General features: G+C 69.8%; 10 protein-coding genes. 4 read left to right on the forward strand and 6 right to left on the reverse strand.

The annotated features are described in order from the left end of the window. Window positions 1-26: 26 nt before the first annotated feature. Both ACH4YP_RS35155 and ACH4YP_RS35160 read right to left on the reverse strand, forming a co-directional pair. On the reverse strand, window positions 27-1,883 hold the full coding sequence (locus ACH4YP_RS35155) for an ABC transporter ATP-binding protein (RefSeq protein WP_398494937.1): 1,857 nt from the start codon (window positions 1,881-1,883) through the stop codon (window positions 27-29). Beyond that, window positions 1,880-3,769, reverse strand: a complete 1,890-nt coding sequence (locus ACH4YP_RS35160; RefSeq protein WP_398494938.1) for an ABC transporter ATP-binding protein — start codon at window positions 3,767-3,769, stop codon at window positions 1,880-1,882. The genes ACH4YP_RS35155 and ACH4YP_RS35160 overlap by 4 nt, the downstream gene beginning before the upstream one ends. A 182-nt stretch (window positions 3,770-3,951) precedes the next feature. On the opposite strand from ACH4YP_RS35160, the gene ACH4YP_RS35165 reads away from it, so the two are divergent. The 4 genes from ACH4YP_RS35165 (at window position 3,952) to ACH4YP_RS35180 (ending at window position 7,730) form a co-directional block, all read left to right on the forward strand. Next, window positions 3,952-4,914, forward strand: coding sequence for an ABC transporter ATP-binding protein (locus tag ACH4YP_RS35165; protein ID WP_361059828.1), 963 nt, complete (start codon window positions 3,952-3,954; stop codon window positions 4,912-4,914). Beyond that, on the forward strand, window positions 4,911-5,690 hold the full coding sequence (locus tag ACH4YP_RS35170) for an ABC transporter permease (RefSeq protein WP_361059831.1): 780 nt from the start codon (window positions 4,911-4,913) through the stop codon (window positions 5,688-5,690). Before ACH4YP_RS35165 ends, ACH4YP_RS35170 begins: the two co-directional genes overlap by 4 nt. A 104-nt stretch (window positions 5,691-5,794) precedes the next feature. After that, window positions 5,795-7,060 carry a sensor histidine kinase gene (locus ACH4YP_RS35175; protein ID WP_398494941.1) on the forward strand — a complete coding sequence of 422 codons (1,266 nt, stop codon included), beginning with the start codon at window positions 5,795-5,797 and terminating at the stop codon, window positions 7,058-7,060. Further along, on the forward strand, window positions 7,050-7,730 hold the full coding sequence (locus tag ACH4YP_RS35180; RefSeq protein WP_398494943.1) for a response regulator: 681 nt from the start codon (window positions 7,050-7,052) through the stop codon (window positions 7,728-7,730). The genes ACH4YP_RS35175 and ACH4YP_RS35180 overlap by 11 nt, the downstream gene beginning before the upstream one ends. Before the next feature lie 422 nt (window positions 7,731-8,152). On the opposite strand, the gene ACH4YP_RS35185 is transcribed toward ACH4YP_RS35180, so the two are convergent. From ACH4YP_RS35185 to glgX, 4 genes are all read right to left on the reverse strand, one after another. Continuing rightward, entirely contained in the window at window positions 8,153-8,581 is a 429-nt protein-coding gene (locus tag ACH4YP_RS35185) for an RHS repeat-associated core domain-containing protein (RefSeq protein ID WP_398494945.1), read from the reverse strand. Window positions 8,582-8,878: 297 nt separating this feature from the next. After that, window positions 8,879-11,926, reverse strand: coding sequence for an RHS repeat-associated core domain-containing protein (locus tag ACH4YP_RS35190; protein ID WP_398494946.1), 3,048 nt, complete (start codon window positions 11,924-11,926; stop codon window positions 8,879-8,881). A gap of 112 nt (window positions 11,927-12,038) precedes the next feature. After that, the gene (locus ACH4YP_RS35195) at window positions 12,039-12,209 is read right to left on the reverse strand and encodes a hypothetical protein (protein ID WP_361059847.1); all 171 of its coding nucleotides are present in this window, start codon (window positions 12,207-12,209) and stop codon (window positions 12,039-12,041) included. A gap of 754 nt (window positions 12,210-12,963) precedes the next feature. Beyond that, window positions 12,964-15,264 carry a glycogen debranching protein GlgX gene (glgX, locus tag ACH4YP_RS35200; protein WP_361059850.1) on the reverse strand — a complete coding sequence of 767 codons (2,301 nt, stop codon included), beginning with the start codon at window positions 15,262-15,264 and terminating at the stop codon, window positions 12,964-12,966. Window positions 15,265-15,449: the final 185 nt, after the last annotated feature.

The following is a 15,449-nucleotide window of genomic DNA, read 5'->3' on the forward strand; positions in this document are numbered from 1 at the left end:
GCGCCCCGCCGCGCGAGGCTGCCCGCCTACACCAGGCTGTCCCGCCACGCCTGGTGCAGGTCCGCGAACCTGCCCGTGTCCGCGACGAGTTGGGCCGGGCTGCCGTCCTCGACGATGCGGCCGTGCTCCATGACCAGCACCCGGTCGGCGATCTCGACGGTCGACAGGCGGTGGGCGATGACGACCGCCGTCCGGCCGCGCAGGACCGTGTCCATCGCGCGCTGGACGGCCCGCTCGCCCGGCACGTCCAGCGAACTGGTGGCCTCGTCCAGGATCAGCACCGCCGGATCGGCGAGCAACGCCCGTGCGAACGCCACGAGTTGACGCTGACCGGCCGAGATGCGGCCACCCCTCTTGCGTACGTCCGTGTCGTAGCCGTCCGGCAGGGCGGTGATGAAGTCGTGGGCGCCGATGGCCTTCGCGGCCTGCTCGATGTCCTCGCGGGAGGCGTCGGGGCGGCCGATGGCGATGTTCTCCGCGACCGTGCCGGAGAACAGGAACGCCTCCTGCGTCACCATCACCACCCCGCGGCGCAGTTCGGGCACCGAGAGCTCGCGCAGGTCGACGCCGTCGAGGAGGACCCGGCCGTCCGTGGGGTCGTAGAAGCGGGCCAGGAGTTTGGCGAGTGTCGACTTGCCCGCGCCCGTGGAGCCGACGACGGCGACGGTCTGGCCCGCCGGGAGGGTCAGCGAGAAGGGCGGGAGCACCTCGCCGCCGGTGCGGTACGTGAAGCGGACGTCGATGAACTCGACCTCGCGGCCCGGGTGTTCGGAGACGAGCTCCGGCAGCGCACGCGCCCGTACGGGCTCCGGCACCGAGGGGACCTGGGCCAGCAGACCCGCGATCTTCTCCAGTGACGCGGCCGCCGACTGGTACGAGTTGAGGAACATGCCGAGCCGGTCTATCGGGTCGTACAGCCGGCGCAGGTACAGCACCGCGGCGGCCAGCACACCCAGCGCCAGGGTGTCCGAGGCCACCCGGTAGGCGCCCCACAGGACGATCCCCGCGACGGCCGTGTTGGCGACGAGCCGGGAGCCGATGACATAGCGGGCCATCTCCAGGATGGCGTCGCCGTTGACGCGCTCGTGATGGCTGTTGAGTACGTGGAAGTCCGCGTCGTTGACGGCCTCGCGGCGGAACGCGCGCACCGGCCGGATGCCGTTCATCGTCTCCGCGAACTTCACGATGACGGAGGCGATGGCGGTCGAGCGGACGCTGTAGATCCGTCCGGCGCGGCGCCGGTAGAGCCGGATGAGCAGGTACAGCGGCACGAACGAGGCCACGGCGACCGAGCCGAGGCCCAGGTCGAGCCAGAGCAGCAGCGCCGAGATGTAGACGAACGACAGGATGACGGTGATGAGCTCCTGGAGTCCCTCGCTGAGCAGTTCGCGCAGCGACTCGACGTCCGTCGTGGAGCGTGAGATGAGCCGGCCCGAGGTGTAGCGCTCGTGGAAGTCGACGCTGAGCGCCTGCGCGTGCCGGAAGATCCTGCCGCGCAGGTCGAGCAGGACGTCCTGGTTGACGTGGGCGGAGGTGCGGACGAAGCCGTACTGGAGCGTGCCGGCCGCCACCGACGCCAGGACGTAGGCGACCGCCACGGCGATCAGCGGACCGTGGTCGTCGCCGCGGAAGGCCGGTACGGCACGGTCGATGGCGTACGCGACGAGGAGCGGGCCCGCCTGCACGGCGGCCTGCTGGAGCAGCAGCAGGACCGCGGCGAGGACGACGCGGGCCCTCATCGGCGCGAGCAGGGAGCGCAGGAGGCCGGCCGTCGCGCGCGGGGGAGCGGGGAGGGAGTCGCGGTCGAAGGGGTCGCCGTTCCTGGGCGGAGGCGCCGGCCGGTCCTCCTCGTCGGTCGGCGCGGTGGTCGTGGGCGCCGTCATCGGTTGTCCCCCTCGCTCGTCGCTGTCGTCTCTGCCATCTCTGCCGTCTCCGTCGTCCCGGACATCAGCCAGGCGTACTCCGCGCTCGTACGCAGCAGTTCGTGGTGCGTGCCGATGGCGGTGATGCGGCCCTCGGAGAGCAGGGCCACCCGGTCGGCGAGCATGACCGTGGACGGGCGGTGGGCCACGACGAGGGCGGTCGTGTCGGCGAGGACACGGCGCAGGGCCGCCTCGACCAGGGCCTCCGTGTGCACGTCCAGAGCCGACAGGGGGTCGTCCAGGACGAGGAAGCGGGGTCTGCCGACCACGGCCCGGGCCAGGGCGAGGCGCTGGCGCTGGCCGCCGGAGAGGCTGAGGCCCTGCTCGCCGACCTGGGTGTCCGTGTCCTGGGGGAGCGCGTGGACGAAATCCGCCTGCGCGACGGCCAGGGCACGGTTCAGCTCGGTCTCGCCCGCGTGGGCCTCGGCGCCCATGAGGACGTTCTCCCCCACGCTCGCGGAGAAGAGGGTCGGCTCCTCGAAGGCGACCGCCACGAGGGCGCGCAGCGTTTCTCTGGGCATCTCGGTGATGTCCTGGCCGTCCAGGGTGATCCGCCCCGCCGTGACCTCGTGCAGCCGGGGGACGAGCGCGGTGAGCGTCGTCTTCCCGCTGCCGGTGCCGCCGACGATGGCCATCGTCTCGCCGGGGCGGATGTGGAGGTCGATGCGGTCGAGTACGGGAGAGGAGTCGGCCGGGGCGTCCGGGTAACGGAACTGGACGGCGTGGAAACGGAGTCCACTGGGGCTGGGGCTGGGGCTGGGGACTGGAGAGGGAAGGAGGACGGAGGAGGTGGCGGTGCCGTTGGCGCCGGACTCCGGTTCCGCGTCCATCACCTCGAAGTACCGCTCCGTCGCGGTCGCCGCCTCCTGGCTCATCGCCAGCAGGAAGCCGATCGACTCGATGGGCCAGCGCAGCGCGAGAGCGGTGGACAGGAAGGCGACGAGCGTGCCGGTCGACAGCTCGCCGTCGGCCACCTGCACCGTCCCGAGCACGAGCGCCGCGCCGATGGCCAGTTCGGGCAGGATCGTGATCGCGGCGAAGATCCAGGCGAGCAGTCGTGCCTTGGCGAGCTCCGTGCCGCGCAGGGTGCGGGAGAGGTCCCGGAAGGCGAGGGCCTGACTGCGATGGCGCCCGAAGCCCTTGATGATCCGGATGCCGAGCACGCTCTCCTCGACGAGCGTCGTCAGATCACCGACCTGGTCCTGCGCCTGCCGCGCCACCTTCGAGTAACGACTCTCGAAGAGCCAGCAGACGATCATCACGGGCACGGCGGGCGCGAGCAGCACCAGCCCGAGCGTCCACTCCTGGGCCAGCATGATGACGAAGCCGATCAGAATCGTCACGCCGTTGACCAGCAGGAACGTCAGCGGGAAGGCGAGGAACATGCGCAGCAGCATCAGATCCGTCGTGCCGCGCGACAGCAACTGCCCCGAGGGCCAACGGTCGTGGAACGCCACCGGCAGCCGCTGCAGATGCCGGTACAGCTCCGCCCGCATCGACGCCTCGACCCCGGCGAGAGGCCGGGCCACCAGCCATCGCCGCAGCCCGAAGAGCACCGCCTCGGCGAGCCCGAGCAGCAGCAGGTACAGCGCCCCGAGCCACACCCCGCCCGTGTCCCGGTCGGCCACCGGACCGTCCACGATCCACTTCAGAACGAGCGGAATCACCAGCCCCGTACACGAGGCGGCGACCGCGACGACGGCCGCCGTGAGGAGCCGGACACGCACGGGCCGCACGTACGGCCACAGGCGCAGCAGGCTTCGTACGGCGGAACGGCTCCTGGCCGGTTCGGTTTCTGTGGCTTCCTCGGCAGGGGTGTCGGCGGCGGGCGCGGGTGTAGTGGGCATCAACGCGAGCCTACGGATCGGCACTGACAACGCCCACCGAGTTTTGGCCGGTCCCGGATCCGCCGCTGGTCCTACGACCTGCGTGTTCGACGAGTCGTACGACGGCATCAACCGATCGGTTGATGTGTGTTCGAGCGCGACGGCCGATGTGGCGGACCCCGTCCCGGCGGGACCCTCGGAGCATGGCATCCACACCCGTGATCGAAGTGACCGATCTGCGCAAGTCGTACGGCGGCAGGCCCGCCGTCGACCGCGTCTCCTTCACGGTCGAGGAGGGCGAGATCTTCGGCGTCCTCGGCCCGAACGGCGCCGGCAAGACCACCACCGTCGAATGCGTCGAGGGTCTGCGCGTGCCTGACGCGGGCCGTGTCCGGGTGACCGGCCTCGACCCCGTCACCGAGCACGCGGCCACCCGCCGAGTGCTCGGCGCGCAGCTCCAGGAGAGCGAGCTGCAGGCCAAACTCACCGTCCGTGAGGCCCTGGAGCTGTACGCCGCGTTCTACCCGAGCCCGCTCGACTGGCGGCCCCTCGCCGAACGCCTCGGCCTCACCGACAAGCTCACCACCCGGTTCGCCAAGCTCTCCGGCGGCCAGAAACAGCGCCTGTTCATCGCGCTCGCCCTCATAGGCAACCCCCGGATCGTCGTCCTCGACGAGCTGACCACCGGCCTCGACCCGCGGGCCCGCCGCGACACCTGGGAGCTCATCGAGGACATTCGCGCGAACGGCGTCACCGTCCTGCTCGTCACGCACTTCATGGAGGAGGCGCAACGGCTCTGCGACCGGATCGCCGTGATCGACAAGGGCCGGGTGGCCGCGCTCGACACCCCGGCCGGTCTGATCCGCCGCTCGGCGGGCGCCACAGTCATCAGCTTCACCCCGTCCGCACCCCTCGACGACCGTGACCTGAACGCGCTCCCGGCGCTCGCGTCGGTCGAGTACAAGGACGGCCGCGTCACCCTGTCCGGCACCGACGAGACCGTCAACGCCGTCATCACCCTCCTCGCCCGCACCCACGTCACGGCCCACCAACTCCGCGTCACCGACGCCACGTTGGACGACGCGTTCCTCGACCTCACCGCGGACACCACGCAAGGCACCACCAAGGACGCCACGCAGGGCGCCACCAAGGAGGCAGCGGCATGAGCACGGCTCTCGGCAAGACCGCCCTCGGTAACACCACCCTCGTCAATCCCGCCGTACTGAAGAGCGAGGTCCGCCTCTTCCGCAGGGAACCCGGCAGCCTCTTCTGGATCCTCGGGTTCCCGACCCTGCTGCTGGTGATCCTCGGCTCGATCCCCGCCTTCCGGGACGCCGACCCGGACTTCGGCGGGCTGCGCCCGGTCGACGCCTACGTCCCGGTGAGCGTGCTGCTCGGCCTGATCGTCGGCGGGGTGCAGGCGATGCCGCAGACCCTCACCGGCTACCGCGAGCGCGGCATCCTGCGCCGGATGTCCACCACCCCTGTCCGGCCCGCCGCCCTGCTGTCCGCGCAGATGCTGCTGTACGGCGGGGCCGCCCTGACGTCGGCTCTGCTCGCCCTGGCGGTCGGCCGCCTCGCGTTCGACGTACGACTGCCCGAGCAGCCCTTCGGATACGCCGTGGCCCTGGTCCTGGCCGTTCTGGTCGCCCTCGCGATGGGCGCGGTGATCTCCGCGCTGTCCCGGACGACGAAGATCGCGGGCGCCATCGGGTCCGCCGTCTTCTTCCCGTCGATGTTCTGCGCGGGCGTGTGGATGCCGGTGCAGACGATGCCCGACGTACTGGCCCGGATCGTCGGCTGCACGCCGTTCGGCGCGGCCGCCGAGGCCCTGAACCAGGCTGCGGCGGGCGACTGGCCCGGCTGGGGCCACCTGGGCGTGCTCGCGGCCTGGACGGTACTGCTGACGGCCGCGGCGTCCCGCTGGTTCCGGTGGGAGTAGACGACCGAGTACGGACTGTGGGAGTGGACGGCCGAGTACGGACGGTGGCGGTGGACGGCCGAGTGCGGACGGTGGGAGGGGACGACCGAGTGCAGACTGGATGCATGACCGCGGCGGACACACAGCTCGACCGGCGCATGGAGCAGCTGCACACCTGGGGGCCGTACGGGCTGCTCGGCATCAGTGCCGTCCTCGCGGCCGTCGCGGCCGATCTGATGGAAGGCCCCGTCGAATGGCTGGCCGCCGGGGCCCTGGCCGTCGCCGCGCTCGCGCTCCAGCTCTGGTGGCAGGGCACCCGCTCCCACCGGGCGAACCGCGGCCGGACCCCGTCCCGCGCAGGGACGGCGTACTACGTCGTCCGCTGGGCGATCGCCTTCGCGCTCACCTGGATCAACCCGTTCTTCGCGTTCTACGCGGCCACCGGCTACATGGACGCCGACGAGCTGATCCCGGGCATGTGGCGGCGGCTCGGGCTGTTCGCCAGCGCGGTCACCGTGGCCGGTGCGCAGGCCGGCGGGCTGCCGTTCGGGAGCGGGACCCAGTGGGCCGCGTTCGCCGCGCTCCTGGTCGCCAACTTCGGCCTTCAGGCACTCGTCGCCCACGTCACCGAGCAGGAGGAGCAGCGCTCCCGCGATCGGGCCGGGACCATCGCCGAACTCGAACGCACCAACACCGCCCTGCAGCAGGCCCTCGACGAGAACGCCGCCCTTCACGCCCAACTCCTCGTCCAGGCGAGGGAGGCCGGGGTCGCCGACGAACGCCGGCGCCTCGCCGCCGAGATCCACGACACCATCGCCCAGGGCCTGACCGGCATCATCGCCCAGCTCCAGGTCGTCGGGAGCGCCCCCGACCTGCCCACCGCCCGCACCCATCTCGACCGCGCCTCCGCCCTCGCCCGCCACAGCCTCGGCGAGGCCCGCCGCTCCGTGCAGAACCTCGCCCCCGTGGCCCTGGAGAACGACGGACTGCCCGAGGCGCTGAAGAAGACGGTCGCCGAATGGGGTGAACGGACGGGCGTACGCGCCGAGTTCACCGTCACCGGTACCGCCGAGCAGCTCCACGAGGAGATCTCGGCGACCCTCCTGCGCATCGCCCAGGAGGCCCTGTCCAACGCCTCCCGGCACGCCCACGCCACCCGCCTCGGCCTCACCCTGACCTTCCTCGGCGACGAGGTGATCCTCGACATCCGCGACGACGGCCGCGGCTTCGACCCGCTCGCCGTCCCCGCTCGCTCCACCGCCGCCGGCTTCGGCCTCGACGGCATGCGCGCCCGCGCCGAACGCGTCGCGGGCTCCCTCACGATCGAGTCCGAGCCGGGCCACGGCACGGCCCTCTCCGCTCGCGTACCGTTGCTACGCCATGACAGATGACGCGACAGACGACGGCACGGAAAAGCGCACGGAAGAGGGGACGATCTCCCTCCTCGTCGTGGACGACCATCCCGTCGTACGGGACGGTCTGCGCGGCATGTTCGAGTCCGCGCCCGGATTCCGCGTACTCGGCGAGGCGTCGAACGGCGTCGAGGCGGTCGAGAAGGCCGCCGCGCTCGACCCCGACGTGATCCTCATGGACCTGCGCATGCCGGGCGGCGGTGGGGTCGACGCCATCGCGCACCTCACCCGCGCGGGCGCCCGCGCCAAGGTCCTCGTCCTGACGACGTACGACACCGACTCCGACACGATCCCCGCGATCGAGGCGGGCGCGACGGGCTACCTCCTCAAGGACGCGCCCCGCGACGAGTTGTTCACCGCCGTGCGGGCGGCCGCCCAGGGTCGTACGGTCCTCTCCCCGGCCGTGGCCTCCCGCCTGGTCTCCGCGGTCCGCACGCCCAGGGCCCCCGGCAACGAGCCGCTCTCCGCCCGCGAGCGTGAGGTCCTCGCCCTGGTTGCCAAGGGCACGTCCAACCGCGAGATCGCCCACGAACTCTTCATCAGCGAGGCGACGGTCAAGACCCACCTCACCCACCTGTACGCCAAGCTGGGCGTCAAGGACAGGGCGGCGGCGGTGGCGACGGCGTACGACCGGGGGATCCTCGGGTAGGGCCCGGGGGGAGGCTGACGCCCTCAGCCCCCGCTGAATTCCAGCCCCTCCGGCGTTCGAGAGGGCATGCCGCTCGAATTCCGTCTGGTTTAGCGATGGGGTGGAAGATCCCTATTGGCAGGGATCTTCCAGGTATCTCGGGTCATGCGTGTCGGTGATAAAACCAGGCAAAGCATGTTGAAACTGTCGGCGCGAATTACATCTAACACCCACTCAGAATGCGAATGCTGCTGACACCTTGACCACGTCACGTGATCGTCGCCAGAGCCGAATTACGCGACGTTCCACAGCACGACACCGCGCCCGCCCCCCCCACAGCGATCAAGGCGTAGCCGGGGTTGGCCCCGACAAGTGCAGCGATGCCGTATGTCACCCCAGCCACAGCGATGATGCTGGCACCGGCGACGACTCGCTTCTTGGCGTCACCGCTCACTAGAAGGCGTTCCTGAAGAACTCATACGAGACTCCCACCTACCGATCGTGGTACCCCGCGATGGTGACGCACGCAGGGGCCGTGCTGAGGGTGAGGATGCTTGATCCAGCTGCCACCACCGCGCTCCCGAGTCCCCCATGAAGTTGCCGAAGGAGAACAGGCCGCTGGGGTCGATGATGTTGGTGGGGTCGCCGGAAGCGTAGAGGTAGGGGTCGGTCTCCAAGCCCGAGGGGTCGGGCTGGGTGAAGCGGCCGAGGTTGGTGTCGAGGTAGCGGGCGCCGAGGTGGTAGAGGTCAGTCGGGTCCTGGTAGCCGACGACGAACCTGTAGAGCTGGGAGACCTTCTCGCCCGTGATCGTGCCCTCTCTGGACCGGTTGCCCCAAGACAGGTTTGAACAGTCCGGGACATCGCCGCTCACGTTCACTCATAGCGTGGTGGCTTGTCCGGTCGCGAGAGCTGCGGAAACACAAACCCAGCTGCGGCCCCGGCCACGGCTCCGATCGCCGCGGCGAGTGGAATGCTCCAGTCAAAGCTCGCATCGAGAAGTCGTTGTCCGACGCCGAACAGGGCACCCGCCACTGCGCCCGCGGCTGCGCCCCGCTTCCGGGAATACTTGGTCGCCATGTCTTCTCTATCTCTTCGAACGTCACGATAGTGGGGGCACCACCATGCATGGTGGTGCCCCCGGACGGTCAGCGACTAACCGTCCCCAGGACTACGGCAAGTACCTTCCGAAGCCCCACCTGAGTGGGCCGATCCCAGCGCCGAGAAATCCGCCGTAGAAGGCGTCCTTCCGGTCCGCCGTGCTGCCGCCGCCCAGCGCCGAACCGATGGACGCGCCCGACGCGCCCCCCAGTCCACCGACGACAGCGCCGGCCACGACGCAACCCACGCCGGCAGTAGCACCGCAGATGACGGCCACGGAGGCGAGTCCGGCCGTGGCCCCGACCGCACCGCCGACGATCTCAAGGGCATCGCCCCAGCCGAACAGGCCCGTCGGGTCGATGATGTTGGTGGGGTCGCCGGAAGCGTAGAGGTAGGGGTTGGTCTCCAGGCCCGAGGGGTCGGGCTGGGTGAAGCGGCCGAGGTTGGTGTCGAGGTAGCGGGCGCCGAGGTGGTAGAGGCCGGTCGGGTCCTGGTAGCCACCGGCGAACCGGTAGGGCTGAGGGACCTTCTCGCCCGTGGCGTTGGTAACGCCGCGCGGGCTGTAGGAGTATGTGTTGACCTTCTCGCCATCCGCGTTGACCACGGCCTCGACGGTACCGATGGCGTCGGCGAGGTAGTAGTACGTGGCGTCCTTGGTGCGGAACGAGTTGAGCGTGCCGCCCGGCTCGCGGGTGAAGTTCGTGTCCACGCCGTCTGCAGTCTGGGCGGACAGGCCGACCGGCCCGTGGTGGAAGACCGTGCCGCCGAACTCAGTGCGCTCGGAACCGTCGGTGCTGGCGTAGCGGCCCTTGTAGGTGGTGCCGCCCTGGGTGATCGACGTCAGCTGGGAGTAGTCGCTCCACTGGCCGCCCGTGCGGGTGAGGTCGGCCGTCGGAGCAGCCGCGGTCTCGTTCCCCGCACCGTCGTAGGACCAGTTGGCCGTCGATCCGTTCTTCCCGGTGATCTGCGAGGCGTCGTTGTACGTGTACGTCGAGCCGCCCGGGCAGCCCGCGACGATGCCCTGCGAGGTCAGGTTGCCCGCACCGTCGTAGCAATACAGCCAGCTGTTGTCGTCCGCGCCGTTCTTGGTCTGCTTCGTGAACGTCAGCCGACCCGCAGAGTTGTAGGTGTAGGCACGCTTGAGCCCGGTGACGGCGTCGGTCCGCGTGCGGATCTTCGTGCCGTCCTTGGTCGTGGTCCCACTGGTGTAGGCGTAGGAGTACGACAGGTCCATCAGGGTGCCCTTGGGTGAGGTCGCCTTGATGGCCGTGGCCCGGTTCGACTTGTCCATGGTGGTGGACACCACGGTGCCACCCGGGTAACTGATTTTGGTGCGGGCGTCGTTGGCGTTGTACTCGTAGCCGGTCTTCTGTCCGAAGCTGTCGGTCAACGACTCCAGCTTGTTGGTCTTGCTGTAGGTGTAGCGGATCAGACCGTTCGGGTCGTGGTATGTCTCGACGTTCCCGTCCGCGGTGTAGGTCAGCACCGTCTGCGAGCCGTCCTGCAGGGTACGGACGGTCTCCCGGTTGAGCGGGTCGAAGTCGTACTTGACGATGCCCGTGGAGTCGGAGCGCTGCTTGAGGTTGCCGTCGCCGTCCCAGGTGTAGCTGACCGTGTCGTTGGTGCTGGAGACCTTGGTGATCCGGTTGCGGTTGTCGTAGACATGGACGGTCTTGATGCCGCGCCCGTCGACCATCGTCTCGACCCGGCCCAGTCCGTCGTAGGTGTAGGTGATCTCGCCTAGCGGGTTGGGCGGGGTGACCTTGATCAGGTTGCCCTTGGCGTCGTAACTGAACTTGGTCGCCTTGCCGTTGGCGTCCTTGACCTCGCAGCGCTGGCCCTCGAAGCCGCCGCACGTGGGTGTCGAGGGGTTGTAGGTGAAGGTGCGGGTTCCGCCCTCGGCTCCGGCGACGGTCTCCTTGGTGGTGTTGCCCGCGCTGTCGTAGGTGTAGCTGACGGACTCGCCGTCCGCGGAGGTGACCTTGCCTGACACGTCGGCGCCCGCGATCGTCTGATACGCGGTCAGCGACGCCGTGGCCCCGGTCGGCAGCTTCAACGTGGTCGGGTTGGAGCGTGCGTCCCAGCCGTAGGCCGTCACGTTTCCCGGTGTACTGCCGACGCCCGTGGCATCGACGGCGGTGGTCACGTTCCGGTTCGCGTCGTAGGTGCGCTCCCGGGCGTGCCCGAGCGCGTCGATGACCTTGGTGATCTCGCCGTCGGCCTCGTACGTGTAGGTGGTCGAGTCACCGACCGGATCGGTCACGGTGGTGGTGCCCGCGGTGTTCGGAGTGTCCGACGAGTAGCGGTAGTTGTAGGTGGGGCCGGTCTCGCCGGAGCCGTCGAAGGCGGTGGCCCGCTTCATCGACGTGACACGGTTCTGGCTGTCGTAGGTGAAGACCGTGACCCGCCCCTCCGGGGTGGTGATCTTCGTCAGGCGCCGGTCGGCGTCGTAGCCGAAGTTGGTGGCCTTGCCCTCGGCGTCGGTGGTCTTGGCGAGGTCTCCGGACGCGTTGAGGTCGTAGACGATGGTGCGCCCTACGTTGTCCTTGGCCTGCCACTGCGAGGCGTCGGTCTTGAGCAGGTCGATCCACCGGCCGGAGCGGCTGTCGGTGAGCTTGAAGCCCTTGTGCTCGGTGCCGTCGTCGTGCTGCTCGACCTGGATTTGCCCGCCGTTGCGGTCCGATGTCTTCAGCAGGGTTCCGGCCTCGCTGTAGGTGTCCTTCTGGCCGGAGCCGCGCTCGGTGACCGTGTACTCACCGTTGGACTCCTTCTTCAGGTCCAGGCGGTAGCCCTCGGGCGTGGTGAAGGTCCCGTCGGCCTTCTTGGTGAAGGAGACCGAGCCGCCGGTGGCGTCGTAGAGGGTGGCCTTGGCGGTCTCGATCTGCAGATACCGCTCGTAGTTCACCCACCAACGCTGCGAGATTTTCCCCCACGGCGCCTCGATCGAGTTGTACGTCCGCGTCAGCTGCAACGACTGCCCGGCGCCCGCGACCTGGGAGTCGGTCGCAGCGAGCATCAGGTTGCCGGTGGAGTAGTTGACGCGGGCCACCAGGGAATCGGTGACCCGGACGTCGGAAATCTGGTGCCAGGGCACCTGCCCCTGCCCCTTGGGCACCACGGCCTCGACGGCAGCGAGCGCCTTGGCGCTGGGCTGCGGGGCCTTCTTCCCGGCGTGCGCCCGCGCCTTCTGCGCGGCCCGCCACTGAGCCAGTTCGGTGGACGGAGCCTTCTCAGCGACCGGTGCCGGGGCCTTGGCCGTACCGACCTTGACCCGGCGGCATCTTGGCCTTCTCGCCGTCCTTGCCCCAGGCCGAGACCGGCTCGTTCTGCGGGGCCGGATCCGCCATGGCGGGGACCACTCCGACCGTGAGTGCCACGGCGACCGAGGCCGCGACGGCCATGCGTCTTGCGTGATTCCGGGCGTGTCTCAGCGACACACCGGAGGTGCGTAAAGACATGCTTCTCCTCATGCAGACAAACCCAGTGGCCCCCATGGCCACTGGGTTTGTCTGCACGGTATGCAGAGCCTCACAGTCACCGCACACATCGCCGTGGACGGTTGCCCAGGTTTTCAGCCCCGAATAGACAGTCAAGGAAGGGTAAAAGGGCTGCCGTCACTGCAGGTTGATGGAGCTGCACACCGAGCCACCTGCGCAACTGGCCGTCCAGCACCGATTGGCCTGAACCACCTGCCGTCGTAACGGCTGGGCCGCACGACGATCCCAGACGCCGACACGGCTCGGCAAACACGCGCCTTCGAGTGGAACCTCGACCAGGTCGATCGGACCGGCGACATCGACACCACTTTCGTCCAAGTATTCGGCATGAAATATTCGGATATTGCCCCGCGCGCTTAATGGTGTTTGATACGCGTCGCGCCGACAGTTTCAACATGCTTTGCCTGAGTTCATCACCGACGCGCATAGCCTGAGGCGCGGAATTCGAGCAGCATGCGCTGACTAAACGGGCGGCCCGATCGGTGCCTCGGAGGGCGCGAATGTTCCCAAATGGGATGAAGCGGCATGTAAGCCGCCAACCTCAAAGTGGAAATATCGCTACTGAACATATCTAAACCCCCTCTGGGGAGCGGGGGTTCGGGGGCCGGCCCCCGAGTAGCGACGGGAACGGGTAGGGGCAGCGGCGGCGAAAAATGCCCTACCCCACCACCCGCAGCAGCAGAACCGCCCGTGCCGGCACGGTGATCACCGCCCCCGCCCGGTGGACCACCCCGGGCGGAGCCCCCTGCTCCTCCCGCGACGTGTCGACGACGACCTCGTACCGCTCCGCCCACGGCGCCCCCGGCAGGACGAAGCTCGCCGGCCGGTCCCCCGCGTGGAGGACGGCCAGGAAGCTGTCGTCGGTCACCGGTACGCCCCGCGCGTCCCGCCCGGGAATGTCCCGCCCGGACAGGTACATGCCGAGCGTCGCCGCGGGCGCGTACCAGTCCCGTTCCGTCATCTCCGCACCCCGCGCCGTGAACCACGCCAGGTCGCGGAGCCCGTCGGCGGAGTGGGCGCGGCCGGAGAAGAAGGCCCGCCGCCGCAGCACGGGATGGGCGTGGCGGAGGGCGATCAGGCGGGCGGTCAGGTCGAAGAGGGCACGCCAGTCGGGGTCGTCGAGCAGGGTCCAGTCGATCCAGCTGATCTCGTTGTCCTGGCAGTACGCGTTGTTGTTGCCCCCCTGGGTCCGCCCGAGTTCGTCCCCCGCGACCAGCATCGGCACACCCGTGGACAGCAGCAGGGTGGTGAGGAGGTTGCGCAGCTGGCGGCGCCGCAGGCCCTGCACCCGGGCGTCCTCCGTCTCGCCCTCCGTCCCGCAGTTCCAGGCGCGGTTGTCGTCGGTGCCGTCCCGGTTGCCCTCGCCGTTGGCCTCGTTGTGCTTGCGCTCGTACGACACCAGGTCCCGCAGGGTGAAACCGTCGTGGGCGGTCACGAAGTTCACCGAGGCGTACGGCCGCCGCCCGCCCCACGCGTACAGGTCGCTCGACCCCGACAGCCGGTACCCGAGATCCCGTACGTCAGGCAGCGCGCCCCGCCAGAAGTCCCGTACGGCGTTGCGGTAGCGGTCGTTCCACTCGGTCCACAGAGGTGGGAAGGCGCCCACCTGATAGCCGCCGGAGCCGACGTCCCATGGTTCGGCGATCAGCTTGACGCGGCGCAGCACCGGGTCCTGGGCGATGACGGCCAGGAACGGGGACAGCATGTCGACGTCGTGCATCGAGCGGGCGAGGGCAGCGGCCAGGTCGAACCGGAAGCCGTCCACCCCCATCTCCGTCACCCAGTAGCGCAGCGAGTCCGTGATCAGGCGCAGGACGTGCGGCTGTACGACGTGGAGCGTGTTGCCGCAGCCCGTGTAGTCCGTGTACCGCCGGGCGTCGCTCTGCAGCCGGTAGTAGCCGCGGTTGTCGATGCCGCGCAGCGACAGCGTGGGGCCCAGCTCGCCCGCCTCCGCCGTGTGGTTGTAGACCACGTCGAGGATGACCTCGATACCGGCGGCGTGCAGCGCCCGCACCATGCTCTTGAACTCGCCGACCTGCTGGCCGGTCGTCCCCGAGGCCGCGTACCCGGCGTGTGGCGCGAAGTAGCCGATCGAGTTGTAGCCCCAGTAGTTCTTCATGCCCCGGCGCAGCAGATGGTCCTCGTGCGCGAACTGGTGCACCGGCAGCAGCTCCACCGCCGTCACGCCCAGTTTGGTCAGGTGCTCGATCGCCGCCGGGTGCGCCAACCCCGCGTACGTGCCCCGCAGTTCCTCCGGGATGTCCGGGTGCAGCTTGGTGAAGCCCCGCACGTGCAGCTCGTAGATGACCGAGTCCGCCCAGGGCGTCTTCGGACGGCGGTCGTCCGTCCACTCGTCGTCGGGCGCGTCGTCGTGGACGACGACACCCTTGGGGACGTACGGAGCGGAGTCCCGGTCGTCGCGCACGGTGTCCGCGACCTGCTGCTGGGGCCAGTCGCGCACATGCGCGTACACCTCCGGCGGCAACGTGAAGTCGCCGTCCACGGCACGGGCGTACGGATCGAGGAGCAGCTTCGCCGGGTTCCAGCGGGCGCCGGTCCACGGGTCCCAGCGGCCGTGCACCCGGAAGCCGTACCGCCGCCCGGGCCGCACGCCGGGCACGAAGCCGTGCCAGATCTCGTGGGTCAGCTCGGTGAGCGGGACCCGGATCTCGGTGCCCCCGCCCTCCGTGCCGCCTGCGCCCGAGGAGCCGTCCTCGTCGTCGAAGAGGCACAGCTCGACGGACTCGGCACCGCCCGCCCACAGCGCGAAGTTGGTGCCCGAGACACCGTCGGGACCGGTCCGGAAGCGCGCCCCGAGCGGGGTCGGCGCACCGGGCCACACGGGGACGGCCGGCGCGACGCGCGGACTGCCGTTCAGCACGGGGGCGGGCTGCGCGGGCAGCCCGGCGCCCGGGGCGCGCCCCTCCTGCACTGCCTCCTGCTCGGCTGCGCTCGACACCTCACGGCCTCCTGCGGCTCGATGGGAGCGACGCGCGGAGACGCCCATGGCGTCCCGGCCACGGCTCCCCGTCGCGTCGTCCTTCCCACTGTTCTGCCCAGCGCCGGGCTCGCACTCACGTTTCCCCAGGAGAGGGCTTACCGGCCTCGGGCGGATGAGGCGTCCCCCACTTCCCCGGGGCCGCT

The sequence above is a fragment of the Streptomyces sp. NPDC020747 genome (assembly GCF_044334695.1).
Classification (GTDB): domain Bacteria; phylum Actinomycetota; class Actinomycetes; order Streptomycetales; family Streptomycetaceae; genus Streptomyces.